At 69.4% G+C, this 25,374-nt stretch carries 25 protein-coding genes and 1 tRNA gene; 7 read left to right on the forward strand and 19 right to left on the reverse strand.

Annotated elements, in window-relative coordinates:
• Nucleotides 1–34: 34 nt before the first annotated feature.
• The 4 genes from AB0F89_RS03895 to AB0F89_RS03910 are packed head-to-tail and all read right to left on the reverse strand — an operon-like array spanning nucleotide 35 to nucleotide 2,949.
• Nucleotides 35–646, reverse strand: a complete 612-nt coding sequence (locus tag AB0F89_RS03895; protein ID WP_367132604.1) for a trimeric intracellular cation channel family protein — start codon at nucleotides 644–646, stop codon at nucleotides 35–37.
• A gap of 11 nt (nucleotides 647–657) precedes the next feature.
• On the reverse strand, nucleotides 658–1,788 hold the full coding sequence (eis, locus tag AB0F89_RS03900; RefSeq protein WP_367132606.1) for an enhanced intracellular survival protein Eis: 1,131 nt from the start codon (nucleotides 1,786–1,788) through the stop codon (nucleotides 658–660).
• 10 nt (nucleotides 1,789–1,798) lie between these two features.
• Nucleotides 1,799–2,632 carry a 3-hydroxyacyl-CoA dehydrogenase family protein gene (locus AB0F89_RS03905; RefSeq protein WP_367132608.1) on the reverse strand — a complete coding sequence of 278 codons (834 nt, stop codon included), beginning with the start codon at nucleotides 2,630–2,632 and terminating at the stop codon, nucleotides 1,799–1,801.
• Nucleotides 2,629–2,949 (reverse strand): EthD family reductase, encoded by a 321-nt coding sequence (locus tag AB0F89_RS03910; protein ID WP_367132610.1) that lies wholly within the window; start codon nucleotides 2,947–2,949, stop codon nucleotides 2,629–2,631. The genes AB0F89_RS03905 and AB0F89_RS03910 overlap by 4 nt, the downstream gene beginning before the upstream one ends.
• A 54-nt stretch (nucleotides 2,950–3,003) precedes the next feature.
• On the opposite strand from AB0F89_RS03910, the gene AB0F89_RS03915 reads away from it, so the two are divergent.
• Complete coding sequence (locus AB0F89_RS03915; RefSeq protein ID WP_367132612.1) at nucleotides 3,004–3,657, forward strand: histidine phosphatase family protein; 654 nt, start codon at nucleotides 3,004–3,006, stop codon at nucleotides 3,655–3,657.
• A gap of 498 nt (nucleotides 3,658–4,155) precedes the next feature.
• On the opposite strand, the gene AB0F89_RS03920 is transcribed toward AB0F89_RS03915, so the two are convergent.
• A complete protein-coding gene (locus AB0F89_RS03920) occupies nucleotides 4,156–5,199 on the reverse strand; it encodes a GTP-binding protein (RefSeq protein ID WP_367132614.1) in 1,044 nt (347 codons plus the stop codon).
• Nucleotides 5,200–5,357: 158 nt separating this feature from the next.
• Complete coding sequence (locus AB0F89_RS03925) at nucleotides 5,358–5,675, reverse strand: hypothetical protein (RefSeq protein WP_367132616.1); 318 nt, start codon at nucleotides 5,673–5,675, stop codon at nucleotides 5,358–5,360.
• An 84-nt stretch (nucleotides 5,676–5,759) separates the two neighbouring features.
• Between AB0F89_RS03925 and bluB the strand changes: the two genes are divergently transcribed.
• Together bluB and AB0F89_RS03935 are read left to right on the forward strand one after the other, a co-directional pair.
• Nucleotides 5,760–6,392, forward strand: coding sequence for a 5,6-dimethylbenzimidazole synthase (gene bluB, locus AB0F89_RS03930; protein WP_367132618.1), 633 nt, complete (start codon nucleotides 5,760–5,762; stop codon nucleotides 6,390–6,392).
• A gap of 73 nt (nucleotides 6,393–6,465) precedes the next feature.
• Nucleotides 6,466–7,980, forward strand: a complete 1,515-nt coding sequence (locus tag AB0F89_RS03935) for a GGDEF domain-containing protein (RefSeq protein WP_367132620.1) — start codon at nucleotides 6,466–6,468, stop codon at nucleotides 7,978–7,980.
• Between the two features lie 415 nt (nucleotides 7,981–8,395).
• Here the strand turns inward: AB0F89_RS03935 and AB0F89_RS03940 are convergent, their stop codons facing one another.
• Nucleotides 8,396–9,043: a response regulator gene (locus tag AB0F89_RS03940; protein ID WP_367132622.1), complete on the reverse strand. Its 648-nt coding sequence runs from the start codon at nucleotides 9,041–9,043 to the stop codon at nucleotides 8,396–8,398.
• A 142-nt stretch (nucleotides 9,044–9,185) separates the two neighbouring features.
• Nucleotides 9,186–9,830: a peptidoglycan recognition family protein gene (locus AB0F89_RS03945; RefSeq protein WP_367132624.1), complete on the reverse strand. Its 645-nt coding sequence runs from the start codon at nucleotides 9,828–9,830 to the stop codon at nucleotides 9,186–9,188.
• Between the two features lie 141 nt (nucleotides 9,831–9,971).
• Here AB0F89_RS03945 and AB0F89_RS03950 point away from each other — a divergent pair, with 141 nt between their 5' ends.
• Nucleotides 9,972–13,211, forward strand: coding sequence for a penicillin acylase family protein (locus AB0F89_RS03950; protein ID WP_367132626.1), 3,240 nt, complete (start codon nucleotides 9,972–9,974; stop codon nucleotides 13,209–13,211).
• Nucleotides 13,212–13,275: 64 nt separating this feature from the next.
• Here the strand turns inward: AB0F89_RS03950 and AB0F89_RS03955 are convergent, their stop codons facing one another.
• Together AB0F89_RS03955 and AB0F89_RS03960 are read right to left on the reverse strand one after the other, a co-directional pair.
• On the reverse strand, nucleotides 13,276–14,025 hold the full coding sequence (locus tag AB0F89_RS03955; RefSeq protein ID WP_367132628.1) for an FkbM family methyltransferase: 750 nt from the start codon (nucleotides 14,023–14,025) through the stop codon (nucleotides 13,276–13,278).
• A gap of 17 nt (nucleotides 14,026–14,042) precedes the next feature.
• On the reverse strand, nucleotides 14,043–14,906 hold the full coding sequence (locus tag AB0F89_RS03960) for a hypothetical protein (RefSeq protein WP_367132630.1): 864 nt from the start codon (nucleotides 14,904–14,906) through the stop codon (nucleotides 14,043–14,045).
• Nucleotides 14,907–15,105: 199 nt separating this feature from the next.
• Here AB0F89_RS03960 and AB0F89_RS03965 point away from each other — a divergent pair.
• A tRNA-Arg gene (locus tag AB0F89_RS03965) sits at nucleotides 15,106–15,178 on the forward strand.
• A gap of 200 nt (nucleotides 15,179–15,378) precedes the next feature.
• Here AB0F89_RS03965 and AB0F89_RS03970 read toward each other — a convergent pair.
• The 7 genes from AB0F89_RS03970 to AB0F89_RS04000 all read right to left on the reverse strand — a co-directional run bounded on the left by AB0F89_RS03970 (nucleotide 15,379) and on the right by AB0F89_RS04000 (nucleotide 21,501).
• The gene (locus AB0F89_RS03970) at nucleotides 15,379–16,746 is read right to left on the reverse strand and encodes a tyrosine-type recombinase/integrase (protein WP_367132632.1); all 1,368 of its coding nucleotides are present in this window, start codon (nucleotides 16,744–16,746) and stop codon (nucleotides 15,379–15,381) included.
• Nucleotides 16,743–16,919: a helix-turn-helix transcriptional regulator gene (locus AB0F89_RS03975; protein WP_367132634.1), complete on the reverse strand. Its 177-nt coding sequence runs from the start codon at nucleotides 16,917–16,919 to the stop codon at nucleotides 16,743–16,745. The genes AB0F89_RS03970 and AB0F89_RS03975 overlap by 4 nt, the downstream gene beginning before the upstream one ends.
• A 47-nt stretch (nucleotides 16,920–16,966) precedes the next feature.
• Nucleotides 16,967–18,541 carry a replication initiator gene (locus AB0F89_RS03980; RefSeq protein ID WP_367138695.1) on the reverse strand — a complete coding sequence of 525 codons (1,575 nt, stop codon included), beginning with the start codon at nucleotides 18,539–18,541 and terminating at the stop codon, nucleotides 16,967–16,969.
• Between the two features lie 26 nt (nucleotides 18,542–18,567).
• A complete protein-coding gene (locus tag AB0F89_RS03985; RefSeq protein ID WP_367132636.1) occupies nucleotides 18,568–19,962 on the reverse strand; it encodes an FtsK/SpoIIIE domain-containing protein in 1,395 nt (464 codons plus the stop codon).
• Between the two features lie 425 nt (nucleotides 19,963–20,387).
• Nucleotides 20,388–20,912 carry an AMED_5909 family protein gene (locus AB0F89_RS03990; protein WP_367132638.1) on the reverse strand — a complete coding sequence of 175 codons (525 nt, stop codon included), beginning with the start codon at nucleotides 20,910–20,912 and terminating at the stop codon, nucleotides 20,388–20,390.
• Nucleotides 20,909–21,103, reverse strand: coding sequence for a hypothetical protein (locus AB0F89_RS03995; RefSeq protein ID WP_367132640.1), 195 nt, complete (start codon nucleotides 21,101–21,103; stop codon nucleotides 20,909–20,911). The genes AB0F89_RS03990 and AB0F89_RS03995 overlap by 4 nt, the downstream gene beginning before the upstream one ends.
• Before the next feature lie 14 nt (nucleotides 21,104–21,117).
• Entirely contained in the window at nucleotides 21,118–21,501 is a 384-nt protein-coding gene (locus tag AB0F89_RS04000; RefSeq protein WP_367138697.1) for a plasmid replication, integration and excision activator, read from the reverse strand.
• Between the two features lie 228 nt (nucleotides 21,502–21,729).
• Here AB0F89_RS04000 and AB0F89_RS04005 point away from each other — a divergent pair, with 228 nt between their 5' ends.
• Nucleotides 21,730–22,473 carry a DUF5919 domain-containing protein gene (locus tag AB0F89_RS04005; RefSeq protein WP_367132642.1) on the forward strand — a complete coding sequence of 248 codons (744 nt, stop codon included), beginning with the start codon at nucleotides 21,730–21,732 and terminating at the stop codon, nucleotides 22,471–22,473.
• A gap of 9 nt (nucleotides 22,474–22,482) precedes the next feature.
• Complete coding sequence (locus AB0F89_RS04010) at nucleotides 22,483–22,956, forward strand: NUDIX hydrolase (protein ID WP_367132644.1); 474 nt, start codon at nucleotides 22,483–22,485, stop codon at nucleotides 22,954–22,956.
• Here the strand turns inward: AB0F89_RS04010 and AB0F89_RS04015 are convergent.
• Both AB0F89_RS04015 and AB0F89_RS04020 read right to left on the reverse strand, forming a co-directional pair.
• Nucleotides 22,941–23,549 (reverse strand): HD domain-containing protein, encoded by a 609-nt coding sequence (locus AB0F89_RS04015; protein WP_367132646.1) that lies wholly within the window; start codon nucleotides 23,547–23,549, stop codon nucleotides 22,941–22,943. The genes AB0F89_RS04010 and AB0F89_RS04015 overlap by 16 nt on opposite strands.
• 554 nt (nucleotides 23,550–24,103) lie before the next feature.
• Entirely contained in the window at nucleotides 24,104–24,946 is an 843-nt protein-coding gene (locus AB0F89_RS04020) for a TIR domain-containing protein (RefSeq protein WP_367132648.1), read from the reverse strand.
• Nucleotides 24,947–25,374 lie beyond the last annotated feature (428 nt).

Genomic DNA, 25,374 nt, shown 5'->3' on the forward strand with positions numbered 1-25,374 from the left:
TGGTCCTGAGAGTCGCCTGAGAAGCGAGTGTGAGCTAGCCGTCAAGTTTCCGGGCCACGGGGGCGTTCCACCGGCGCCACAGCGCGAGCAGCCGCAGGCCGACGATGACCGCCGAGCCGACCAGCGTCACGGGCACCGCGGGCAGGCCCAGGTAGTCGCCGAACGCCACCACGACCGCGCCGCACAGCGCCGCCACCGCGTAGATCTCCCGGCGCAGGACCAGCGGGATCTCCCGCAGCAGCACGTCCCGCAGCGCGCCGCCGCCGATGCCGGTGGTCATCCCGACCAGGCACGCCGCGTACGGCGGCGCGCCGAGCCCGAGCGCCGTCGTGGTGCCCGCGGTGACGAACAGGCCGAGCCCGACGGCGTCGAGCAGCAGCACGGCCCGCCGCAGCCTGGCCACGGTCGGGTGAAACCAGAACACCACCAGTCCGGTGACACCCGCCACGGCGAGGTAGGGCCAGCTCACCAGCGCCGCCGGCGGGTGCACGCCGAGCAGCACGTCCCGGATGATCCCGCCGCCCAGCGCGGTGGTCAGCGCCAGCACGATGACGCCGAACACGTCCAGCCGCGCGTGCACCGCCGCCACCGCGCCGGAGGCGGCGAACGCGGCGATGCCGACCAGTTCCAACGCGGTGAGCAGCACGGCTGACCAGGCTAGAAGTTGTCCGCCAGGCGCGGGACGCCGGGTGCGCCGACCAGCCGGTCGAGCAGGGCGCCGTCGCCGTCCAGCAGCCCGGCCCGGCGCAGCGCGTGGCTGTCCTGCATCCCGCTGAACCACGGTCCCAGCGCCCGCGCGTGCAGCCGCACGGCCCCGCTGCCGCCGGCCTCGACGCGCACCCGGCCGTCCTCGACGACCAGCCGCCGCCGTCCCGCGTGCCACGGCGCGTGCGGGTCGACCACGTCGAGGTCCACCGCCGCGGGCTTCAGCCACGCCGCCGCGGGCCATCCCCGCGCCGCCACGGCCGCCGCCAGGTCCACCACCCGCAGCAGCCACCCGGACGCGGTGACGCCGTACTCGATCGCCTGGTTCGTCAGCAGCCCGGTGACGGCGGGGTCGGTCACCCGGACGGCCGCCCGGTCCAGCACGCCGGCCCAGCTGCCCAGCTCCCGCAGCAGCCCGGCCTGGGTCGCCGCGTCCCGCCCGACCAGGTCGAACACCCGCAGCCGGTCGGCTTCGCGCGACGCCGTCAGGTACCCGCGCACCTCGCCGTCGTGGCCGGGCACCACGGACACCACGTCCAGCTGCAGCACGTCCGCCACGTCGAACGTCGGCGCGCTGCGGTCGACCATCCCGTCCACCGTGGACGCCACGTCGCAGTAGCAGGCGTGCAACGCCGCGAGGTCGCCCTCGACCGCGGGCCGGGCGACGACCCGCTCACCCCGCGGCACCCGGTCCAGCGGCAGGTCCAGCCACTCGAACACCCCGGCCCGCTCCCACCCGCGCGACCGGTACACCGCGGGCACGGTGGCGAACAGCGCGGACAGCGCCTGACCCCGCTCCCGCATGTCCGGCAACGCCGCGTCGAGCAGCGCCCCCGCCACCCCGCGCCCCCGCGCGTAGGGGTCGACGGCCACCCCGCAGACACCGCCCATGGGCACCGTCGAACCACCCCAGAACTGGTGGAACTCCTTGACCGCGAGCACGCCGGCGAGCCGCCCGTCCAGCTCGGCGGTCAACCCCCGCCGACCGGGCCGCAGCGACGGCTCGCCGACCCTCCCGAACGCCACCCGGCGCAGCCGGTCCACCTGCTCGACGTCGTCCTCGGTCAGCTCGCGAATCCGCACGACACCCTGCTTACCAGGTGAAGAAGCCCTGACCGGTCTTCCGGCCGAGGTGACCCGCGGCGACCTTCTCCCGCAGCAGCGCCGGCGGCGCGAACCGCGGCCCCAGCTCGGCGGCCAGGTGCTCGGCGATGGCCAGCCGCACGTCCAGCCCGACGAGGTCGGTCAGCCGCAGCGGTCCCATCGGCCACCCGTAGCCCAACCGCATGCCGGTGTCGACGTCCTCGGCGCTCGCGACGCCCTCTTCGAGCATCCTGATCGCCTCCATGCCGACCGCGACGCCGAGCCGCGAGGTGGCGAACCCGGGCGCGTCCCGCACCTCGATCACGGTCTTGCCCAGCTCCTCGGCCCAGCGGCGGACCCGGGCGACCACGTCGGCGGCCACCCCGTCGTGGCGCACCAGCTCGACCAGCTGCTGGACCGGCACGGGGTTGAAGAAGTGCATGCCGAGCACGCGCTCGCCGGGCAGCCCCTCGGCCAGCGCCGAGATCGACAGCGACGACGTGTTGGACGCCAGCACGGCGTCCGGGCACGCCTCGGCGGCGGCCAGGAGCACCTGCCGCTTCAGCCCGATGTCCTCGGGCACGGCCTCGACCACCAGCGCGGCGCCGCGCCCGACCTGCGTGTCCAGCTTCCCGACCACGGTGAGCCGGTCGAGCAGCCCGCCCGGCGGCACGGCCAGCTTGCCGCGCTCGGCGGCCTTGGCCAGCGACGCCTCGACCGCGCGCCGCGCTGCCGCAGCCCGATCCGCTCCCGCCTCGACCAGCACCACGTCGTGCCCGCCCGCGAGCAGCAGGTGGGCCACGCCGGCGCCCATCGTGCCGCCGCCGATCACCACTGAGATCACGGGACCACGACCTCCGCGGCGAACATGGCGACCAGCTCGACCCCGCCGATCTCGGAGAGGTTCGCGCCGGCGGCCTGCCACTCCGGCGTCTGGAACGCGGCCTTCATGGCGTCGGCGGACTCGAAGTGCATCTCGGCCACGATGTGCGGCTCGTGCTCGCCGAGGAAACCGGGCGCGAACACCCGCGAGACCTTCGCGACCTCGGCCCGCACCAGGCCCGGCGTGCGCTCGACCAGCGGCAGGTGGGAGGTGAAGTACGCCTCGTCGAACGCCTCGACGTCGGCGGGTTTCCGGTACAGCGCGATGTACTTGATCATGTGACACCTTCCGTCCCGTTTCGTCTGCGAATGTAACACCGGCACCATGGACGGGTGCGGATCATCCTGCTGCGCCACGGGCAGAGCCTGGGCAACGTCGACGAGCTGGCGTACTGCCGCGTCCCCGACCACGCGCTGCCGCTGACCGAGCTGGGCGAACAGCAGGCCGAGGACGCCGGGCCGCGGGTCAGGGCCATGCTCAACGGCGACCCGGCGGCCGTCTACGTCAGCCCCTACGTGCGGACCAGGGCCACCCTGCGCGGCCTCGACCTCGGCGACCTGGTCGAGCGCACGGTCGCCGAGCCGCGGCTGCGCGAGCAGGACTGGGGCAACCTCCAGGACCCCGTCCAGCAGGAGGTGCTGAAGCACCAGCGCCACGCGTTCGGGCACTTCTTCTTCCGGTTGCCGAACGGCGAGTCCGGCGCGGACGTGGACGACCGGCTGGCCGCGTTCCTGACCGACCTGGAGCACCGGATGCTCGACCCGGCCCACCCCGGCACGGCGCTGGTGGTGTCGCACGGCCTCACCATCCGGCTGCTGTGCCGCCGGCTGCTCGGCTGGAGCATCGAGCTGTTCGAGTCGCTGTCCAACCTGGAGACGTGCGAGGACCGCGTCCTCACCCACGACGGCACGACGTGGCGGCTGGACCGGCCGTTCGACCAGTGGCGGGCGTCCCCGGACGGCGAGACCCAGGGACCGCTGGCCTAGCGCTCAGGCCGGGACGACGTCCGCGACCACGCACACCACGTTGTCCGGGCCGCCGCGCGCGTTGGCCAGGTCGACCAGCCGCGCCGTCGCCCCCTACCGCACCGCCGTGTGGTCGTGCGTGATCCGGAACATCCGGCCGCCGCACGGTCATGGTGGTGCCCTCCCCGGACAGCTGCTCCACGAGGAAGTCGGCGAGGCCGCGCCGGGCGGCGGTGTCCGCCCCGACCCGCGCCCAGCAGGCGCGCACCTCGGCCGCGGCCTCCGCCGGGTCGAGCTCGCACACCAACCGGATGCGGGCCGGCGGCATGCCGAGCCGGCGCAGCCACGCCACCAGCCGGGAGGCCCGCGCGAACGCCCCGGTGGTCAGCAGCTCCACGTCCCCACCCCCTTCCTCGACCGGGCGCCCCGCCCGGCTGGGACCACCGTGCGGCTTCCCCCGGGGTGAAGGTCAACCCTGGTCGCGGGGCGTCCTCGACACCGCGGGGTGGGCACCGCGCTTCACAGCTCCTCCATCTCGTGCCACTCCGAGAACGGGTCCGCGAACTCCAGTTCGGGCCCCAACGCCAACTCCTCGTCCGTCGCCAACGCGCCCTCCAGGGCCGCCAGCACGGACTCGCCGCAGTCCCGCACGCAGACCGCGACGACTTCCTGCCCCCGGTCGCCGAACTCCGGGTCCCACTCCAGCGACGCGAACGCCCGCCGTTCCGGGTCCTCCTCGGACCAGTCGTCCACGTCGGCCAGCCACGTGCCGACCGCGCCGACGCCCAGCCCGCCGCCCGCCGACTCCAGCCACATCACCCGGGACGGCTGGCTGATCAACCAGATCCGGCCGCGCGAGCGCACGACACCGTCCAGCAGCGCGTCCAGGGCGTCGTGCAGCCGCATCGGGTGGAACGGCCGCCGCGCGGTGAACCGCACCACCGACACGCCCGCCGCCGGTTCCAGGGGCGCGCCGTGCAGCAGCGACCCGAACACGGGCGTGAACCGCCGTCCCACGGGCACCGCCAACAGGGCGCGTGCATCCAAAGAGGACAGTTCGAACCTCGGCGTGCCGGGCGCGACCCGGTCCAGCACGGCGGTCAGCACGTCGTCGCCGCCCGGCCCGGTCAGCACCAGCGCGTCGGCGAACTCCACCTGTCCGACCACGACCTGCGCCACGGTCCGCTCGTCGGACGGCAACCCGATGCCCCGCTCGCCCAGCGTCACCTCGCCGGTCGCGTCGGCCAGCCACGTGGCCCGGTCGACCACCGCCACCACCGACTCGACCCGCACCCCCTCCGGCCGCAGCGCCAGGCACACCGCCTCCGGTTCCAGCGCCGGGTCGAGGTCGAGCACCACCCGGCCGCCCAGCGACGCCAGCAGCGGCAGCAGGTCCTGCCGCAGCGTGCACGACACGCACCCGTGCGCGAGCGCCAGCTCGGTCGGCACGCCGTCGACCCACCGGCGCACGAGCCCGGACTCCAGCCCCGACAGGTCGTGCCGCACGAGCACCGACCCCGGCGAGGCGCGCCAGACCTCCTCGGCGACGCCGTGGGCACCCATCCCGGCCACCATAACGACAACGGTTTCCACACAGCCACCCTAAACGACAACGATTGTCGTTTCAATGAGGAACCGCCACGCGAGCGCCACCACTCAGGCGCACCGACACGCAGGCGTGACCACTGTGGACCGGAAGCAGCGCCGGATCGCCGCCGCCGTCAAGAACGCGCGGGAGACGGCGCCGCCGCCCTGTCCCTCACGAGGCCGCTGAGCGAGGCGGTGCCGGCCACCACCAGCACCGCCAGCGCGGGCCAGTCGGCCACCAGCCGCCCCTCGTCGCCGACCACGAAGCTCCCGTACAGGCCCCAGCACTGCAGCGCGGTGAGCGCCGCGCCGGCCACCGTCGTCCACCACGACACGACCACCACGACCACCACCAGCAGGAGCAGCGCGAACACCGGCCAGCTCCCCGCCAGCGCGGTCACCACGACGCCGCCCGCGAAGCCGAGCGCGGACCCGTGCACTGTTCCGACCATGACGGGCCATTCAACGCCCGGTTGAGACGGACGCCACCTCCCGCGGACCAGGTTCACCGGATCGCGTGAGGCACGATCGTCCGAATGAGCTTCTACGACGTCCTGCACCGCCGGAGGGACACCCGGGGCGAGTTCACCGGCGCCCCGATCCGGCCCGAGGTGCTGCGCCGGGTGCTCACCGCCGCGCACGCCGCGCCCAGCGTGGGCCTGTCCCAGCCGTGGGACTTCATCGTCGTGCGCGACGAGCACACCCGCCGCGCGTTCCGCGACCACGTCCAGGCCGAGCGCAGCGTCTTCGCCGCCGAGCTGGACGCCCGGCAGGCCGAGCTGTTCGCCCGGATCAAGGTCGAGGGCATCCTCGAATCCACCGTGGGCGTGGTCGTCACCTACGACCCCGACCGCGGCTCGCCGGCCGTGCTCGGCAGGCACGCCATCGCCGACGCGGGCCTGTACTCGGTGTGCCTGGCCATCCAGAACCTGTGGCTGGCCGCCACCGCCGAGGGCCTGGGCGTCGGCTGGGTCAGCTTCTACCGCGAGGACGTGCTGCGCAGGCTGCTCGACGTCCCCCAACCCCTCCGCCCGGTCGCCTGGCTGTGCCTCGGGCCGGTCGCCCACCTGCCCGGCGCCCCCGACCTGGAGCGCCACGGCTGGCGCAACCGGCTGCCGCTGGAGGAAGTGCTGCACGAGGAGCGGTACACCCGGCGTTCGGGCCGGTAGCCTGTGGTAGCCGTGCCGGCGGCGAGCGGACCCGCGTACCGCATCGCCGAGTCGGAATGGAGTGTCAGCACGAGTGGAGCAGCGAGAGCGACCGGCAGCCGGGCAGGTCCCGCAACTCGACGTCGAGGTCAAGGCGTTGCTGAACGCTGGCCGCCTGCCCGAGGCCAACACCCTGTTCGACCAGGTCGTGAGCCGGGTCCCACCCGGCGCGGACCGCTGGCAGCGCTCGGCCGTGCTCGTCAACCGGGCGAAGCTCGCCTGGCGCCTCGGCCGCATCCCGCTCGCCCTGGAACTCGCCGCCGAGGGCTGGACCGACCTGGACGGCGAGCACAGCGACAACCCGGCCGCCGCGCAGGCCATGCACGCGCTCGCGTACCTGCTCGAAGGCATCGGCAACCGCCGGGCGGCGGTGGACATGCTCCGGCTGTCCGTCCAGGTGGCCCGCCGCGCGGCGGCGACGTCCGAAGCCGGCGTCGAGATCCTGGGCCACTGCCTGCAGGGCCTGGGCGGCACCCTGAACTTCCGCGCCATCTCGTCCGCCCCCGAACGCGCCCCGGAGATCTTCGAAGAGGCTCGCGGCTACCTCAAAGAGGGTCTTGCCCTGGCCACGGAGGAGCACATGCGGCGGGCCCTGCTCGCCGCCTACAGCCGTTCGCTGGCCGGCGTCGGCGAGCTGGAGCAGGCCGAGGACAACGCCCGCGAAGCCCTGCGCCAAGCCCGTGCGGCGGACGACAAGTGGACCATGGCCGTGGCCAACTGGGTGCTGGCCGTCGTCCGCCGCGAACGGGGCGACCTCGTCGGGGCCCGCACCCTGGCCAGCCGCGCCGTCGCCGCCTCGGAGTCCATCAACGACCCGTCGCTCCTGCTGCGCTTCTCCCAGGACCTGGCCGACATCTGCGCCGAGATGGGCGACCACGTCGGTGAGGCGACGGCCCTGCGCTGCTCCGTCGCCGCCGGCAAGACCGCCACCGAAACCCTCCAGGAAGGACTGGGCCAGGCCCTCGAACAACGCCGCGTCGCCGTCCAGGCCCAACGCCTCGCCGTCGCCGCCCAGGAAGCCGCCGCCCGCGACCCCCTCACGGGCCTGGCGAACCGCCTCGGCCTCGAACGCGCCGCCGCGGGCCTCCTCGAAACCACCGCCGCCCGCGGCCGGGTCCCCTGGCTCGTCCTCGTCGACGTGGACCAGTTCAAGGGCGTGAACGACGCCGCCGGCCACGCCGCCGGCGACGCCACCCTGCGCGAGATCGCCCAACTCCTCCGCCGCGAGTGCCGCGCCGCCGACCTGGTGGCCCGCTGGGCCGGCGACGAGTTCGTCGTCCTCCTCGGCGACACCGGCGCCAACTCCCCCGAAGTGGGCCCGACCGTCGCCGAACGCATCCGCGCCGCCGTGGACAACCACGACTGGACCGTCGCCCTGGGCACCACCCGCCGCCCCACCGTGAGCATCGGCGTAGCCGCCGGCCCCGCCAAACTGGACCAACTCTTCGCCGCCGCCGACATGGCCCTCTACCGCGCCAAACGCCAGGGCCGCAACCGCGTCGAAGTCGAACCCCACCTCGTCATCCCGGAAACGATCTCCGGCAACTAACCCCCACAACGGACCCACAACGGACCCGCCGCCAACCCGCAGAGGTTCGATTTGACATGGGTTCGGGTGCCATAGGCTGGTCGAAGCCGGCAGGCCTGGCGGGACGCTCTTCCCCGCCGGGCCTGCCGGCTTTGGCCTGCATAGGGTGCCCGTAAGGGCCCCATGTCAAATCGAACCGGAAGAGCCCACCGCCCTGAACGCTGAACTCACCCATCCCCAACGTAGGACTCTCGCACTCCGAACGTAGGACTCTCGCGCTCCCAACGTTGGACTCTCGCGCCCTGAACGTAGGACTCTCGCGCTCCCAACGTTGGACTCTCGCGCCCTGAACGTAGAACTCAGGGGTCCTGAACGTTCGACTCGCGCGACCCGAGTGTTCGACTCGCGCGGCTGGAACGCAGGACACGCGCGAGGGTCAGGCGATCAGGCCGCCGCGGAAGGCCACCAGCGCGGCCTGCACCCGGTTCACCGCCCCGATCTTGCCCAGCACCGACGACACGTACCCCTTCACCGTCGCCTCGGACAGGTGCAACGTCCCACCGATCTCGGCGTTCGACATCCCCTGTCCGATGAGGACGAGCACCTCACGCTCCCGTTCGGACAGCGAGGCCAGCAACCGCCGCGCCGGTTCGGCCGCCCGCTCCCCGTCCGCCACCGCCGCCAGCACCCGGGCCGCCACGCCCGGGTCCAGCACCGCGCCACCCACCGCGAGGTCGCGCACCGCCCGCACCAGCTGCTCGGGCTCGGTGTCCTTGAGCAGGAACCCGGACGCGCCCAACCGCAGCGCCTCCGACACGTACTCGTCCACGTCGAACGTGGTCAACATGGCGATCTTCGGCGGGTCGGGAACGGCGCGCAGCCTGCGCAGCGCCATCAACCCGTCGGACGACCGCATCCTGATGTCCAGCAGCACGACGTGCGGGCGGTGCCGGCGGGCCAGGTCGGCCACCAGGTGCCCGTCGTCGCACTCGGCCACGACCTCGATGTCGCCGGCGCTGCTGAGGATCATGCGAAGGCCGGACCGGACGAGGTCTTCGTCATCGGCCAGCATCACCTTGATCACGACGCCTCCCCGCGTTGGCGTTTCGTGCTCGTACCCGCTCAGCCCCCGCGCACGAACACGCAAGCTGACGTTAATTCACCGTTATCTCACCACGGAAGGACACAGGCTCAGCCTGTTCACAGTTGCCAGGAGATGCCCGGCGTCAGCCCAACACCCCGGCGACTTCACGCCGTAACCGGGGCAGCAGGGCGTAGAGCTTGTCACCGGGGCACAGGGTGTCGCGGTAATCGCGGTGGCCCTGGATTGATGCAGGTGGGATGCCGTACTGCTCGCACGCGTAGACGCAGAACGAGACCAGCGAGTCCCACTGCAGCGCCGGCGGCTCGACGTCCATGTAGAGACCCTCGTTCTCGATCCCGATGGCGGCGGTGTTCTGCCCGGGGCAGTGCGCTCCGACCACCACCCGATCACCGGCGCGCAGGGCGGCCAGGCTGCCGTGCCTGCCCTCCATCAGGAACCCGCCGCGACTGTTGGTGAAGTGCTGGCCGGAGTCGATCCAGCCGTTGACGTCCATGTGCAGGTCCTGGATCCAGTGCGCGTTGGCGTACGCCGCCGCCTGCGAGTAGTCGGTGACGTTGGGCGAGGCCGTGTGGTGGATCAGGATGCGCACCGGCCGCTCGCGCACCACGCTCGTCGGCTGCGCCGGGGGCCGCGCGCCCCAGTCCGCGCAACTCCTGATCGGCAGCACGGGCGACGCCAGCGCGGGCGACACCCCCAGCCCGGCCGGCCCAGAACCGACCAGCCCGGCCCCGACCACCCCGGTCAGCAACGATCGACGTCGCACCATGTGAACTATTCACCCAACATCAAATCAGCTGGTCAAGCGTCCACACCCGATCAGCCGAACCCAAATGCGAAGACCTTTCGCGAATCCTGACCCACCAGTAACGTGCGTCACACGATCCCTGCCTGGAAGGAGCTTCGCGTCATGCGGAGAGCCGCCCGATCGCTAGCCGTGGTCGCCCTCCTCTCTTTAGCGACCGTCACCGCACCAACCACCGCCAACGCCACCGCCGACACCCCCACGCCCACCCCCACCGCCGCAGAACCGCGAACCGCCGCAGAACCGCGAACCACCGCTTTCACCCCGGACGACCACTGCCTCGGCCAGTGCCACGACATCCTCCCGCCCGGCCAGAACGGCAACGCGACCCTCACCGACATCCTGGCCCACCAGGTCCTCGGCACCCGCCCCGCGCACTCGGCCGACCAGCTCGGCCGCTACGACTCCCTCGCCTCCGGCTACACCGGCCTGACCAACGACCAGCTGGGCGCGTTCTTCAACGACGCCTCCTTCGGCGTCCCCGCCGACCAGGTCGAGAGCACCATCAAGCCCCGCGCGGACGTCACGATCGTGCGCGACAAGGCCATCGGGATGCCGCACATCTACGGCACCACCCGGTCCGGCACCGAGTTCGGCGCGGGTTACGCCGCCGCCCAGGACCGCCTCTGGCTGATGGACCTGTTCCGCCACCTCGGTCGCGGCCAGCTGTCCGGGTTCGCCGGCGGCGCCGAGGGCAACCGGGCGCTGGAGCAGAGCTTCTACAACCAGATCCCGTACACCGAGGCCGACCTCCAGGCGCAGATCGACTCGGTGGCGGCCAAGGGGCCGCGCGGCGCGCAGGCGTTCCAGGACGTGAAGGACTACGTCGCGGGCATCAACGCCTACATCACCGCCTCGGTGAACAACCGGACCTTCCCCGGCGAGTACGTGCTGACCGGGCACGCCGACGCGATCACCAACTGGAACGACATCAAGCCGTTCCAGCCGACCGACCTGGTCGCCATCGCCGCCGTCGTCGGCGGGCTGTTCGGCGCGGGCGGCGGCGGCGAGGTGCAGAACGCGCTGGTGAAGCTGGCCGCGCAGAACCGCTACGGCGCCGAGGTCGGCGACCAGGTCTGGCGGTCGTTCCGGGAGCAGAACGACCCGGAGGCCGTCCTCACCCTGCACGACGGCCAGCGCTTCCCGTACGGCACGACCCCCGCTTCCCCCCAAGGCGTCGCACTGCCCGACGGCGGCGTCGTGACCCCGGAACCGGTGGTGTTCAACGAAAGCACCGCCCAAACACCATCCACAGTGGACGTGCCAGCCGATCTCAAGGCCGTCGAGGGCATCTTCGCCGACGGCGTCCTGCCCCGCGACCTGCTGAACAAGAAGCACGGCATGTCCAACGCCCTGGTCGTGTCGGCCCCGCACACCGACACCGGCAACCCGATCGCCGTCTGGGGACCGCAGACCGGCTACTTCGCCCCGCAGCTCCTCATGCTCCAGGAGCTGAACGGCCCGGGCCTGCGCTCCCGCGGCGTCTCGTTCGCCGGCGTCTCGATGTACGTGCAGCTCGGCCGCGGCGTCGACTACTCGTGGAGCGCGACGTCCGCCGGCCAGGACATCACCGACACCTACGCCGTCGAGCTGTGCGAGCCGAACGGCGCGCCCGCCAACGCCCGGTCGCTGCACTACCGCTACCACGGCGCGTGCCTGCCGATGGAACGCCTGGAGCGCAAGAACTCCTGGAAGCCCACGGTCGCCGACCCCACCCCCGCCGGCTCTTACACCCTGGTCATGCACCGCACCAAGTACGGCCTCGTCCAGAGCCGAGCCAAGGTCGACGGCAAGTTCGTCGCCTACACCTCCCTCCGCTCGACCTACCTCCACGAGGTCGACTCGATCATCGGGTTCCAGGAGTTCAACGACCCCGACGCGATCACGTCGGCAGCCGCCTTCCAACGCGCCGCCGAGCACGTCGGCTACGCGTTCAACTGGTTCTACGTCGATTCGCGCGACACCGCGTACTTCAACTCCGGCGCGAACCCGGTGCGCAAGGCGACCGTCGACCCGCACCTGCCGGTGAAGGCCGAACCCGCCTACGAGTGGGAGGGCTGGAACGCCGACCGCAACACGGCCGCCTACACGCCGTTCGCGCAGCACCCGAATTCCACCAACCAGGACTACTACATCAGCTGGAACAACCGGCAGGCGCGCGACTTCTCGGCGTCCGGCTACGGCATGGGCTCGGTGCACCGCGGCGACCTGCTGGACGACCGGGTGCGGGCGCTGATCGCGAGCGGTCCGGTCAGCCGGGCGTCGCTGACCCGGGCGACGGCCGAGGCCGGTGTCGCCGACCTGCGGGCCGAGCAGGTGCTGCCGGACCTGCTGCGGGTGATCGACACAGCGGCGGTGACCGACCCGGCGCTGGCGGCGGTGGTCGGGCGGCTGCGCGACTGGCAGCGGTCCGGTTCGCTGCGCAAGGAGACCTCGCGCGGCAGCGGGGCGTACGGGCACGCCGAAGCGATCCGGGTGCTCGACGCGTGGTGGCCGCTGCTGGTCGAGGCGCAGTTCAAGCCCGGTCTCGGCGACGCGCTGTACGGGCAGCTGACCCGCGCCCTCCAGGTCGACGAACCACCCTCGGACACCCACGGCTCGGCCCCGCACAAGGGCTCGTCGTTCCAGAACGGCTGGTGGAGCTACGTCGACAAGGACCTGCGCGCCGTGCTCGGCGAGCGCGTCGACGGCGCGCTGGGCGCCCGCTACTGCGGCGGTGGCGCGGTGGCGGCGTGCCGCCAGGTGCTGCTGGACAGCCTGCGCGCCGCGGCGGCGACGCCGGCGACCTCGGTCTACCCGGGCGACGACTCGTGCGCCGCGGGTGACCAGTGGTGCGCCGACACCATCATCCACCGGGCCATGGGCGGCATCGCGCACGACAAGGTGAGCTGGCAGAACCGGCCCACCTACCAGCAGGTCGTCCAGTTCCCGTCCCGCCGCGGGACGAGCCTGGCGAACCTGGCCGCCGGCGCGACGGCCACCGCCAGCAGCCACGAGCGCGGCTGGTACCACTCGCCGCCGTCGAACGCGGTGGACGGCAAGCCGGGCACCAGGTGGGCCAGCGACTGGTCGGACGACCAGTGGCTGCAGGTCGACCTGGGCGCGACGCGCACCGTCGGCCGGGTCGTGCTGTCGTGGCAGGACGCTTATGCCAAGGCGTATCGCATAGAACTGTCCACCGACGGCAGCACTTGGCGCACGGTTCACACGACTTCTGCAGGAGATGGCGGTCGGGACCTTGCGTCGTTCGCACCCAATGCGGCACGATTCGTACGAATGACGGGTATCCAACGGGCCACCGGTTACGGATACTCGATTTACGAACTTGAGGTCTACGTCTCGTAGACCGGTCCGCAGGAAGACCCCGGTCCACCCCCAGGGACCGGGGTCTTCCGCCTTTTCGGGCGGTTCAGGAAGCCGGCTCGAACAGGTAGTTGCGCACCCGGTCGTCGATCCGGTCCACCGGCAGCCAGGCGTTGCGGCGCCAGGCGCGCATCCGGTAGCCGCGCTCGGCCAGCCACTCCTGGACGTCGCGGGCGCGGTAGCCGAAGCGCAGCACGTGCCGCTCCTCGACCTCCAGCAGCAGCCGCGGTCGGAACCTCTCGATGGTCGCCGCCCCGCCCTGCAGCACGCGCAGCTCCGCGCCCTCGACGTCGGCCTTGACGAAGTCCAGCCGGTCGATCGCGTTGGCCGCGCAGAACCGGTCCAGCGTGTCCGTGCGGACCAGGACCTCGACGTGGTCGGCGAACTCGGCGTTGGAACCGAGGCCGTCCGCGCCCGCGGTGAGGAACGAGCGGCCGGTGACGGGTGTGCCGTGGCGGACCGGGACGCTCATCACGTCGCGGCCCTCGCTCACCCCCAGCGCGACGGAGTGCCGCACCACGTTGCGCGCTTCCCGCGGTCGGAGCAGGTAGGACAGGGCGGGGTGGGCGAACACCAGCGGCTCGACGCTGTGCACCGTCCCCTGTGGACCGACGAGGCGGGACAGGGAGACGGTGTACAGGCCGAGCGAGGCGCCGATGTCGACGCACACGTCACCGGGGCGGATCACGTCGCGCAGGCCGATCAGCTCGGGTTCGACGAACGGCGTGAGCCGGGCGAGGACGCGCAGCGCGCCGGCCACCGCCGCGCCGCGCACCTCGGACAGGTTGTGGGTCACACGATCAGGTTAGGCAATCACGTCAGCGGCTTGGCGCCGTTCTGGTGGTGGGGGGACGGCGGCAGTTGCTGCGGCAGGCCGACCTGCTCGGCGAACTCGGCGGCCACCGTCGACCCGCCGTAGATGCCGAGGGCCTTGGCCAGGTGCAGGCGCACGTCCGCGCGGTGCCCGTCCTCCAGGCGGGGCAGGGCGCTCTCGAAGGAGGTGACCAGGGTGTCGGCCCAGTGCTGGTCGCGGCGCTGCGAGGCGATGCCGACGAGCTCCGCGAGGTGCCTGCTCAGGGCGACCGCCTGCTCCACCTGGTAGCCGTTGCGGACCAGCCACCAGATCGTGGCGCTGGACAGGTCGGTCAGCACCTCGTCCCGCAGGTACTTGATCTCGGCCCGCTCGGCGTCCCGCTCGGCCTGCCGCATCGTGGTGGTCTGCAGGAGTTCGATGTGCTTGCGGGCCATCGCCAGGTCGGAGTCCTCCACCGTCAACTCGACCGCGTCCGCGCGCGCCCAGACGTGCGTGCCCTCGACCTGCCGCTCGGCGGCCAGCTCGGCGCCGAGCTGGTGCTGGAGCGGCGCGTGGTGCACCAGCATCGCCCGTTCGGTCAGGGCCTTGGCCCGGTGGACGATGTCGTTGACCGCCGCGCTGCGCGGCGCGTTGTGCCGCACGCCCGTCGTGAGGTCCACGCGCCAGTGGATCGTCATGCGGACGTGGAAGTCGAGCCCGTAGACGGCGCTGGGGAGCGGTGACGAGAAGGCGTGCTCGTGCGACGTCGAGGCGGGCACGAAGGTGTACTGCTCGGCGTTGGGGCGGGCCCGGAGCCGCCGCCACCAGGCGCCGAGGGAGCCCAGTGGGCCGGGACGGAAGTCGGGCCAGGGTCGGCTGCTCATGGGATGGCTTTCGTCGGAGGGGGATACGTGCCTTCTGTACCTCACCGGACCGGTGCGGAACAGATGAGGTCGGCCACTTCGCCCGTACAGCCGACCCCGGGAGGCCCAACCCCTAACCGAAGGTGCACGTGCCTAGGCCCACCGAGTGACAACCCCACCACCACGTGCCCGCCGACCCACCGGGTAGGCTCACCCCCGCGCCCTCGTAGCTCAGGGGATAGAGCATCGGTTTCCTAAACCGTGTGTCGCAGGTTCGAATCCTGCCGGGGGCACTCACCTTTCGCCGGGTGAATCAGGCCCTGGCCAGCGGAAACGCGGCCGGGGCTTGATCTTTTCCGGCAGTCGCCATCAGCCGGAATCTGCCCCCGTCTGCCGGGGTTCACGGACTGGTGACGGACTGGATCTACCCAATGCCTGCCCAAGCCGAAGGCCCTCGAACGATCGTCCGAGGGCCTGGCACACCGGCTGTCGATCACGTGTCGAACAGACCCTCGATGGTCTTGTTCACGGTCTCCCGCTGCCCGTCGACGCACTTGGCGTAGACCTTCAGGAGGACGTCCACCGAGTGACCTGCACGTTCAGCCACCTCCGGAGCCGGAACGCCCCCGTTCAGCCAGAGCGAGACTGCGGCGTGCCGAAGGTCGTACGGCCGTCCAGCCAGCGGAGAGGCCGCCTGCGCGGGCGTCAGGGCGTACTGACGCGCCTCTTCCCACACCCGGTAGTAGGTGGACGACGACACCACCCCTCCGCCGGGCGAGCGGAACAGGCGACCATCCGGCCCGGTCCCGAACCGGTCGAGGTGTTCGCGGAGCGCGGTGACGAGGACCGGAGGGATGGGGACCGACCGAACCTCCTTCCGGCCCCGATGCTTGAGCCCGCGCCGGTCGTGCACCTCCCCCGAGTCCGTCCACCGCTTCCCCGCCGCAGGCCGCGACTCACCGAGCACCAGGAGGCCCCAGCCCTCCTCTGGCAGGGTGCAATCGTCCTCGCGGAGCGCCAGGCCCTCAGCAGGGCGAGCAGCGGCGTAGTAGCCGGTGGCGAAGAACGCAGCCAGGTGCGCGCCCCGATCCAGGTTCCGCCGCCCGACGTACGTCACCGCCGTCAGCAGCCTGCCCACCTGGCCAGGGTTGGCCACCACACGAGGGTCAACCTGCTCGACCACCTTCACGACCTTGCGCTTCACCCTGGTCAGCGGGTTGTCTGGGATCAGCTCCCGCTCAACCGCGTAGGCGAGCAGGTTGAACAGCACGGCCCGTTTCCGCTGGTAGACCGTGGCCGCCGCCGCCTTGCCGTCGAGCTTGGACGCAAGCGCATCCAAGAGCCCTCGAACAGCGACGGCGTCCGTGACGTCGTGCAGCGGACGAGAGTTCCGCGCGAGCCAGTCCACGACTCCCCGATCTTCGGCCGACAGCTCCGCGTCACGGGTAGTCGGAGGCAGCAGGCTCCTCGACAACACACTTCGCAGCTCCGCCGCCTGCGGTCGACCAACCCCGTCCCGCACGAACACCGCACCAGCAGTCGCCAGAGCCTCCACAGTGCTACCCCGAGTCGTTGCGGCAGCGTCCGGCCACTTCATGTCCATGTAGGACTGTGAGAACTCCAGGAACGACAACGAATTCCGTCGGCGAAGCTCCGACACCGGCAACCCGGTCTCCACATCGAACGGTTCACCGTTGCGCGCCGCCTGGCTCAGCTCGGACAAGCGGCTGGTAGCCAGGGCCTTGGTCGCGTACCACTCGGAGTGCTCCCGCGTGTCCGTCCGCCACCGGACTGGATACGGCCGCTTCCTCCCCGCCCGCTTCTTGATCTCCCAGAACTTGACCTTGAACGTGGTGGTCATGCCGCCGCCCGGTACAGGTCATCGAGCCAAGCGAGGAAGTCCACCCGCTTGCACCGCAGCTCACCGTTGGGCAGCGTGAAGCACCGAGGCCCCTTCCCCGTCTGCCGCCACTTGTAGAACGTGTCCCGCGAGACCTCCCCGCCCAGGTCCTCCAGCATCTCCGGAACAGACATCAACTGAGCCAGCTCACGCACCTTGCCACTCATCCCCGAACCCCCGTTTACGCAGCTTGAGCAGTTGCCGAATGATCTGGCGGACTGGCCGAGGCGAGCAGCGCCGCCGTGTACTCGGCCTTCCATCGACGCCGCTCCGCGACCGCCCGCAGCAGCAGGTGAGGTCTTGGGGGCACGTTCGGGTTACCGGGCCGCACGTTGTTCCAGACGACCCGTTTCGGCCGGTCATCCCCGGTGATCCCCACGTCGGCGAGCAGTTGCCGAACGAACTTGAGCCGGTCGTGCTTGTGGTCGGCGAGCGACTTCCCGGACCACTTCCGCGACACCAGCACCCGCCGACCGGCCACGCCGAGGGTTGAGCGCTTGTGCGCCTTGCCCTTGCAGCGGCCAGGCTCCATCGACAGCCGAGCGCCCTTCGGTTGGACGCCGTAGAGCAGCCACACAGGGCACTGCGGCGAGCACGGCGTCACAGCCAGCTCCGCGCAGAGCCGTTCGGCGTGATCCTCCTGGCGGCTGGTCTGGGCTTGATAGCACTCGCTGATGCTCTTGGTCAGGTACTTCGTCAGGTAGCCGATGTGCCGCCCGGCCTCTTCGGTGCCGCCGAGGATGCCCTTGGAGTGCACTTGCACCCCGAATCGCGCCACGTGCGCCGGACGCTCCACCCGGTCCAGCGCTTCGTCCCACGTTGGCAGCGGTTCACGCGTGGCCGGGTCTACGAACCCCTTCGCCCGCGCATCCCAGACCGGCCGGTTGTCCCCGCCGTACTTGATCTCGTCATGGGCGGGCCACCACACCTGGTGATAGGTGGCCTCCGCGACCGCCCGCAGCTCCGCCCGCGAGATCGAACCTCGAACAGCCGCGTGCCAGTGCGGCGCCAGTCGCCTTTGCGGCTCGACGGTGGAGAAGTACTGCACATCCCACCCGACGCACCGCCGCAGGTTCTGCACGAACCGGTCCAGCAAGGCCGCGAAGTGCACCGCGTCCCGAGCCGCCCGCCGGTAGTCGTACCGGGCCGGGTCAACCGGAGTGCCGTCCGACCGCACCTTGCCGTAGCTGTCGAGCGTCAGCGTGAGGAACGTCGAGGGCTGGTACTTGCCCCCGAACACCCGCCCGACCGTGCGCTTCTGGACCGGCCGCCGAGGCAGGTTCGGCGCATCCTGCCGCCGCCTGGTCGACCGCTTCCGGGTGATCCGTGGACGGGCCTCCAGCGCCGGGAGCGAACCGCGGACTCCGAGCTGCCGAAGTTCCGCGTCAACCCCGGCGACCTCCTCCCGCACCTCCTCAGCACCGATCTCATCGCCCTCTTCGACGGCCTGCCGGTACACCTTCACCAGGTCGGCTCGGTACACGGCCAGCGCCCTCTGATCGTCACCGGGAAGGTCCGGCGTGAAGTCGGGTTCCTCGGTCAGGTGCCATCCCTCGCGGCACTGCGCCATGCGCAACCTGCGGTTCTTCTCCGCGCAGGTGGGGCACACACTCGCCACCGTCGACCCACACGGAACGGGCACGATGTCCACTCGCCCGGTGTCCAGGTCGACCCGCTCCTTGGCCAACGGCCGGACACAGACGCCGTGCTCCTCAGCCACCGCCCGAGCCACGTCGAGCGCCGCCGGTTGCTTCATCCGGTCCGCCCGAGTCAGGTACTCGCTCACGCCGCCACCTCCCCCGAGCCGTCCGGCCGAGTCGGGAAGTCGTGCACCTTCGCATCGGCCAGGAACACACCCAGCTCCACCAGGTCTGCGTCGGTGACGTGGAAGGCCCGAGCCCGCTCCGGCTCCCGCTGCCCGTCCTCCTTGACCCATGCCACCCCAGGCGTGTTCTCGCTGATCTCATGGGCCGCCGCGCCGCGCTGACAGACACCGTCCCCAAGGACCATGTCCACCTGTTGCGGCTCATCCAGCCGCAACGCCACGCGGGTGCTGAACAGGTGCCGGAACCCGACGACCTCCTTGCGCGGGTCCTGGACCAAGCCGACGACGGCGTACCCAGGTGCTCGCCCCTGTGAGGTGATGGTCTGGACAGCCCGAGCCGCGCGCTCCCGGAGCTGCTTGTCCGGCTGGTAGGCGATCAGGTCCGCCAGCTCGTCCACCACCAGGACCGTGAACGGCTCCCCCGTCGACCGCGCCCACAACCGCCGCACACCCCGATACCGCGTCGCCCGCTCCTTGACCTCAGCGGCCACTTCCTCAAGCAGCGCAACGGCTTCCGGCCCGTTGTCGTACACGACACGGTCGAAGGCATCCGGGCATTGGCCCAGCTCCATCCCGCCCTTCGGGTCGATGCCCACCAGGCGCACCACGCCCGCACGGACTGCCGGAGCAAGCTGCCAGACGATCGACCACAACACCGAGCCCTTACCCGCACCGGGCACCCCGACCACGAGCACCTGAGACCCGAGCAACCGCAGCCGCCAGGGCCTACCGGTCTCCGTCCGACCCACGACCACGCGCTTGAGATCCACCTCAGCGTCCACCAGCACAGGCACAGGCAGCGGACGCGCCAACGGGTCACGGTGAACGAAGTCCAACTCGATCACCCGAGGTCGCAACACCCGCACCCGACACGAGCGAGCACCGAACGAGTGCGCCAAGCCCTCCCGCCGCAGCTCCCACGCCTCCGGCGACTGGGCCGGAACCATCCGCACCCGAACCCGGTCCCGCCACCCCTCCGACCGCACCCGCCACAGCTTCGGCCGGTACTCACGTCCACGATCCCGCTTGGCCAGGTCGGCGAGCCGCATCACCGACCGCCACTTCGGGACGTAGACCGTCGCCCGCCGCCACTCGATCACCAGCCGGTACCAGCCGTGCCGCAGGAACGACCGCCGATCCAGACCAGCCCAGATGGTCAACGCCGCCACCAGCGACGACACCGCCAGCACCAATGGCGAGAGCCCGAACCGCCACCAGCACCAGGCCGCCGACACCGGCACCACCGTGACCACCGGGTACCGGACCACGACGAGCACCAGGCGCACGACGCCGACCACCACCAGCCACACCAGCGCCACCAGGGCCGTGATCCACTTCGCCCTGCCCGGCACCAACACCCACCACGGCACCCGAGGCCGGACACCCTCGAACGGAGCCGGATCAACCCACTTCCCGCCGCCCATCACGCACGCCCCACCGGGGCGAAGATCAGCGGCAACCAACCCAGACACGCACAGCACACGAGCTGGTTCGGGGCATAGACACCGAACCGCTTGCACGCCCCACAGGGGCGACCGTTGGACAACTTCCACACGGACGGGGCATCGCGCCGACTTGACGCACGCACCCCACGTACCGATAGCCTCGACATGACCGGAATCCCTTGTGTGGTAACGAAAGCACGCGAAAGATCCGGTCGGTGCGTCGCCGGGAAACAGCTTCAGCCCACCAAGACTCGAACCTGTTTCCCGCGCGACCCCACCAACCAGCAATTCTGATCACTTGCCGTGCGAGCCCGACTCCACCGGCCGCACCGTCACTCCTGGGTCTCGACCTCGAACAGGTCCTCGAAGTCGAATGGCGCGAGAGCCTTCAACGCGCCGCTGATGAACCGCCCACCAGGCCGCAGCTCACCGGCACGCACCCGCTTCAGCGTGGACCGGTGAAGTCCCATCGCCTTCGCCAACGCGTAGTCCGAGCGGAACGCCGCCAACCGCATGGCCTTGGCGAACATGTCCTCACGCAGCCTGATCCCCTGGTTGAACTCGGCCACCACAGCCGCCTGCCGGCTCGCGGCACGAGCAGTGACCCCGGACGCGAGCGCATGCGCGACCTTCTCCGCCTTCTCCCGATGCAGCTCGGCGAGGAACCGCGCCTCCCGCCGCCGCCCCCGATCCACTTCCGCGATCCGCCGGTACACCTCCGACGACCGCCGATGGAAATCCAGCCACTGCACCTGAGCCGCCTCAGGCGAGGGCAACACCTTCACCAACGTGTCATGGGCCTGCCGAAGCGTCGTCGCCGAGCGCACAGCCGACCACAACTCCTCCGAGGGGTTCACTCCCACTCATCCCCCACGATGCCCATCGCCTCCGCCGCCTGGGACAACGCCGACCGCATCCTGTTGATCGAATCCCGGTCGATCACCACCACGGCCGGGAAGGCGTTGCCGAAGCGCAGCTCCACCCGATCCGCGAACGTCATCGGAAGGGCCCGGATGGGCAGGTCGTCGGTCACGTGAAGCCGGACCATGTCCCCAGCCATCGTCACGCCGCCTTGGACGCGGTCTTGACGACAACCGGCTTCATGCCCGAGGCCCGCAGGCTGTACCCCAGCTTCGCCCGACACCGATGCCGCTCACCCCCATGGCTCCCCCGACACGCCTTGTCGTCAATCCACGGCGTCACCGTCAACCCCTCGAACACCACCGGCCGCACATCCGTCCCCGCGATCGCCTCCGGCGGCACCGGCTGATGAGGAGCCGCGATCTTCACCGTCACCACGGCGTCCGACTTCCGCTCCGCCGCCTGGTCGATCACCAACACCGACCACACCAACAGCCCGGACTCCTTGTCCGTCTCCTGCGCAACCGGCAGCCCCTTCGCCCGCTCCTCCGCCGGCTGGAACCTGAGCACCGGTTCCACACCCATCACCAGCGCGCCACGGGGAAACACGAAGTCGTGCGACGTGGGGAGCCTGCTCCCACCTGAAATCGCCACAGCCGTTCTCCTGTCGTCAGCGTCGGCTGGACCTCTGGTCCAGCACCTTGACACCGACCACTTTCGACAGAAATCAGGGACGCCAGCACCGCAGGGCGGGACATCTAAAGACGTCCTTGATACCTTGAAGACGTCCCGACTCGTTCCACAGGGGGAACCGTGCCGAACCAACGCCTACGAGACTCGTTGCTGCGCAACGGTTTCGACCTCAACCAGGTGGCCAAAGCCACCGGTGTAGACCCCAAGACGGTCGAACGCTGGATCAACCTCGATCGCACCCCGTACCCCCGTCACCGGCGCACCATCGCGGCCATGGTCCGCGAGGCCGAGACCTACCTCTGGCCCAACGCACTCGCCCCGGATACCAAGAAGGAGATCACTCAATCGGAGGTCGTGCAGGTCTACCCACACCGCCACTCCGTCCCCCAGGAGCAGTGGACCCACCTGGTAGACCAGGCCCGTCTGAACATCTCGATCTTGATCTATTCGGGCATGTTCCTGACCGACAACCCGAGTCTGATCAAGACCTTCCGCCAGAAGGCCGAGGCAGGCGTCAAGATCCGCCTACTCCTGGGCGACCCCGCCAGCCGCGAGGTAGCCCGCCGCAGTGAGGAAGAAGGCATCGGCAAGGGCACCCTCGCCGCCAAGGTCCGCAACGCCCTCGCGTTCTTCAAGCCACTCGCCGACACCGGCCACGCCGAGGTCCGCTGCCACCGCACGACGCTCTACAACTCGATCTACCGCTTCGATGACGAGATGCTGGTCAACACCCACGTCCACGGCTTCATGGCAGCTCACGCCCCGGTCCTGCACCTGCGACGCCTCTCCGGAGGCGACCTCTTTGAGACCTACGCCGAGAGCTTCCAGGGCGTCTGGGACGACGCCAAGCCACCCAAGTGGTAGGCAGGGGACATGGCGCGCACCGACCACTACAACGACCCCAACGCCCCCAAGGCGACCAACATCGTCGTAGCCGTAACCGCGTTCGTCCAGGACGACCAAGGCCGCCTACTCATGATCCGCCGCACCGACAACGACCTCTACTCCATCCCCGGCGGAGCCCAAGACGTAGGCGAGACCATCGGCCACACCGTCATCCGAGAGGTCAAGGAAGAGACCGGCATCGACGTAGACCCCACCGACATCATCGGCGTCTACTCCAACCCGGCCCACGTCATCTCCTACACGGACGGCGAAGTCCGCCAAGAGTTCTCCATCTGCTTCCGCGCTCAACCCATCGGAGGCGAGCTGCGCACAAGCAACGAGTCCAGCGAAGTCCACTGGATAGCCCGCGAAGACCTCGAAGCCCTCAACATCCACCCCTCAATCCGCCTCCGGATCGAACACGGCTTCGAACCGCGAAATACCCCCTACTTCGCCAAGTGACCCATTCCAGCGGTCCGCAACCGCTCCTCAGTCCGCTCGACAGCACCTATCAGTTCGTCTTTCGCCTGATTGATGAACACGCTTACCAGATTCTGCGTGCCATACCTTTTCTGGATTTCCTCTATTCGATCGTGCACATTAGTCGAATCACCATCAGGCGAAGTAGTCATATCCGCCCACCACAACGCATCACGAACCGACGTACCTTCGTCAGGCCAAGCGTACAGTTCGGATGACAAGCCCCGCAGTTCAGCTTCTCGATATGCGCACGAATGATGGGCAACAAGGGCACAGACACGTGGCGCGATTTGTTGATTCCGAAGAAACTTCGCGCCGTCGAGCGGATGAAACCCAGTCACTTTCACCTGGTCCGAATAGCCAATGTCATGAAGGATGGCCGCCGAAGCCAGGACATCAGCGTCCTCATCGGAAAACACCTGGCGCACCGATCTCGCGCGACGGGCCACGCCAAGAACGTGCTTCCATCTACGAGGTAGCGAAACCAACATACTTTCCGCGATGCCATAGGCGCTACCATAGAGATTTTCGCGTCCAGCCATAACCGCATACTCCGTTACCAGCACAAAGGACATCGACCGAGGTCGACTATTCCCATTCGATATAGAACCGTTCGACTGCATCGACAATGAGGTCTGTAGGATCCTCACCACGCTCCTTCATGTGCAACATCTCCTTGAGGTGGTCTACGGTCAAGAATATGATTACCTTCCTATCTTCACTATATATACTGTTCCTCTTAATGTGCGCTGCTTCGTTCGGCTCCTTACTCACAACCATCAACGCGAGTCGACCCATGGTCATAGTGAGGTAATTTCGGGTTTGGTTTACCTCCCCTTCCCCACCTCGGAATTGTCGTAGTTCTTGAACTCGACAAGAATCATGCGAGCATCTAGCTCACGGTAAAGCATTCCCCAATGGTTCGAGCTGTCGTGATTCCGATTCGGAAAGATTGCATCTCGGCGGTCGATTCCAGAGTACGATCGCGCCTGAATGGTCGGACTAGTCAGTGGGGGCACTAGTAGATGACACAGAGCCTCTGTAGCCACCTCTTCAAACAGCTTCCACCCCGTCACACCCGGCGGAACGGCGTCGAGGCGATTTCGCAGGATCTCCTCGGCGCTCGCCATCAGACTGTAGCCTTTGCATCGCCACCGAAGTATCGCATCACAATACTGGGGAACTGACGAAGTAGTCGTCTTAGCAAAATTCCGTCGAGGACAGTCAAACTGAGGTTTCGAGTACCTTCCAACTCCAGAAGATACTCCTTTGCCACCGACGTAAGATGAGCGTTGGTGACAAACAATCCACGCGTTCGCCCTCGTGCCAGTGAAACATACGCGGCCAACTGTCTAATAGCGGGCACGTTAACGCGCTGATGTGCATACAGCTTGGTATCTACGACCCACGACTCAGTTTCAAGCTGCCCGAAAGGGTCAACACGTTTATATGTTGCCCGGATGTCCACTTCGGGATCAACCCGATGCCTGACGTCCTCCAGTTCGAAGTCCAGTGCCCGCAGCAAATCGGCAACAAGATTCTCGAATTCCCGTGGTCCGATCTTGGAAAAGTCGACTGCAGAAAGTGCCTGAATCTGTCCTACCAGCACCTGAACCCCGGAGACAAAGTTCCCACTCAGATCGATCCAGGCCCTGCCACGCAGACTGGGCGGCACTTCAGTTGCTTCAGCAAGTACCGGTATCAGTTCAGCTCCACGCTTTTCAAGATCACGCGACAAAGCAGCTTCGATTTCGATAAACTGCTGAGACGAAGCCAGAGATTCAGGAGGGTATAGCAATACAACGACATCGCTAGCCCTAACGAATTGACCTATACTGGTGTTCCAATTCTGCCCAGTAGAGACTTCGCCTACGTCAGTTGTAACATCGATTCCGGCCTGCGTCAGCAATGCGGCTATACGTTGTACGACAGCACTGCTCTCGTGGGCGTAGCTCATGAACACTCTCGGCACGCAGCAACCGTAGCGCCTCAGAACTAACACCGCCATTGTCGAGCAGTGCAGATGTTGCCGAATTGGGCTCTACGGGATCAAGACCCGCGCCACCTGCGGCAGCGCGCGGCTGGGCAGGACGCACGTTGGCACCGACTCCCCGCATCACGGCACGCCGGGCTCCCGCTTCGCTCCGCCCGTCGGCCGTGCGCGGAGTCGGTGCACGTGGTCCGGAGGCGGCGCGCGAGGTGGTGGCGAGCTGGAGGCCGAGGAGTCCCGAGGTTCGCCAGTCGGGACGATCGCGCGGTCACGCAGCTACGGTGGGCCGGGCACGGCGATCGGCTGCCGCGACGGCTTCGCCGTCTTGCCAACGGGCCATGAGGTTGGCGAGGACCAAGGCGCTGGAGAGTGACAGCGCGAGGACTGCGGACTCCTCGCGGACCGGGTCG

Origin of the sequence: Saccharothrix sp. HUAS TT1 (assembly GCF_040744945.1) — a bacterium.
Lineage (GTDB): Bacteria > Actinomycetota > Actinomycetes > Mycobacteriales > Pseudonocardiaceae > Actinosynnema.

Bases quoted from the DNA above. Each gene is read 5' to 3' on its own strand.
- AB0F89_RS03910 (WP_367132610.1), bottom strand. From the start codon at position 2,949: ATGATCAAGTACATCGCGCTGTACCGGAAACCCGCCGACGTCGAGGCG.
- AB0F89_RS03920 (WP_367132614.1), bottom strand. From the start codon at position 5,199: ATGGGTGCCCACGGCGTCGCCGAGGAGGTCTGGCGCGCCTCGCCGGGG.
- AB0F89_RS03925 (WP_367132616.1), bottom strand. From the start codon at position 5,675: ATGGTCGGAACAGTGCACGGGTCCGCGCTCGGCTTCGCGGGCGGCGTC.
- bluB (WP_367132618.1), top strand. From the start codon at position 5,760: ATGAGCTTCTACGACGTCCTGCACCGCCGGAGGGACACCCGGGGCGAG.
- AB0F89_RS03945 (WP_367132624.1), bottom strand. From the start codon at position 9,830: ATGGTGCGACGTCGATCGTTGCTGACCGGGGTGGTCGGGGCCGGGCTG.
- AB0F89_RS03950 (WP_367132626.1), top strand. From the start codon at position 9,972: ATGCGGAGAGCCGCCCGATCGCTAGCCGTGGTCGCCCTCCTCTCTTTA.
- AB0F89_RS03960 (WP_367132630.1), bottom strand. From the start codon at position 14,906: ATGAGCAGCCGACCCTGGCCCGACTTCCGTCCCGGCCCACTGGGCTCC.
- AB0F89_RS03970 (WP_367132632.1), bottom strand. From the start codon at position 16,746: ATGACCACCACGTTCAAGGTCAAGTTCTGGGAGATCAAGAAGCGGGCG.
- AB0F89_RS03975 (WP_367132634.1), bottom strand. From the start codon at position 16,919: ATGTCTGTTCCGGAGATGCTGGAGGACCTGGGCGGGGAGGTCTCGCGG.
- AB0F89_RS03980 (WP_367138695.1), bottom strand. From the start codon at position 18,541: ATGAAGCAACCGGCGGCGCTCGACGTGGCTCGGGCGGTGGCTGAGGAG.
- AB0F89_RS03995 (WP_367132640.1), bottom strand. From the start codon at position 21,103: ATGGTCCGGCTTCACGTGACCGACGACCTGCCCATCCGGGCCCTTCCG.
- AB0F89_RS04000 (WP_367138697.1), bottom strand. From the start codon at position 21,501: ATGGGTGTGGAACCGGTGCTCAGGTTCCAGCCGGCGGAGGAGCGGGCG.
- AB0F89_RS04010 (WP_367132644.1), top strand. From the start codon at position 22,483: ATGGCGCGCACCGACCACTACAACGACCCCAACGCCCCCAAGGCGACC.
- AB0F89_RS04015 (WP_367132646.1), bottom strand. From the start codon at position 23,549: ATGTCCTTTGTGCTGGTAACGGAGTATGCGGTTATGGCTGGACGCGAA.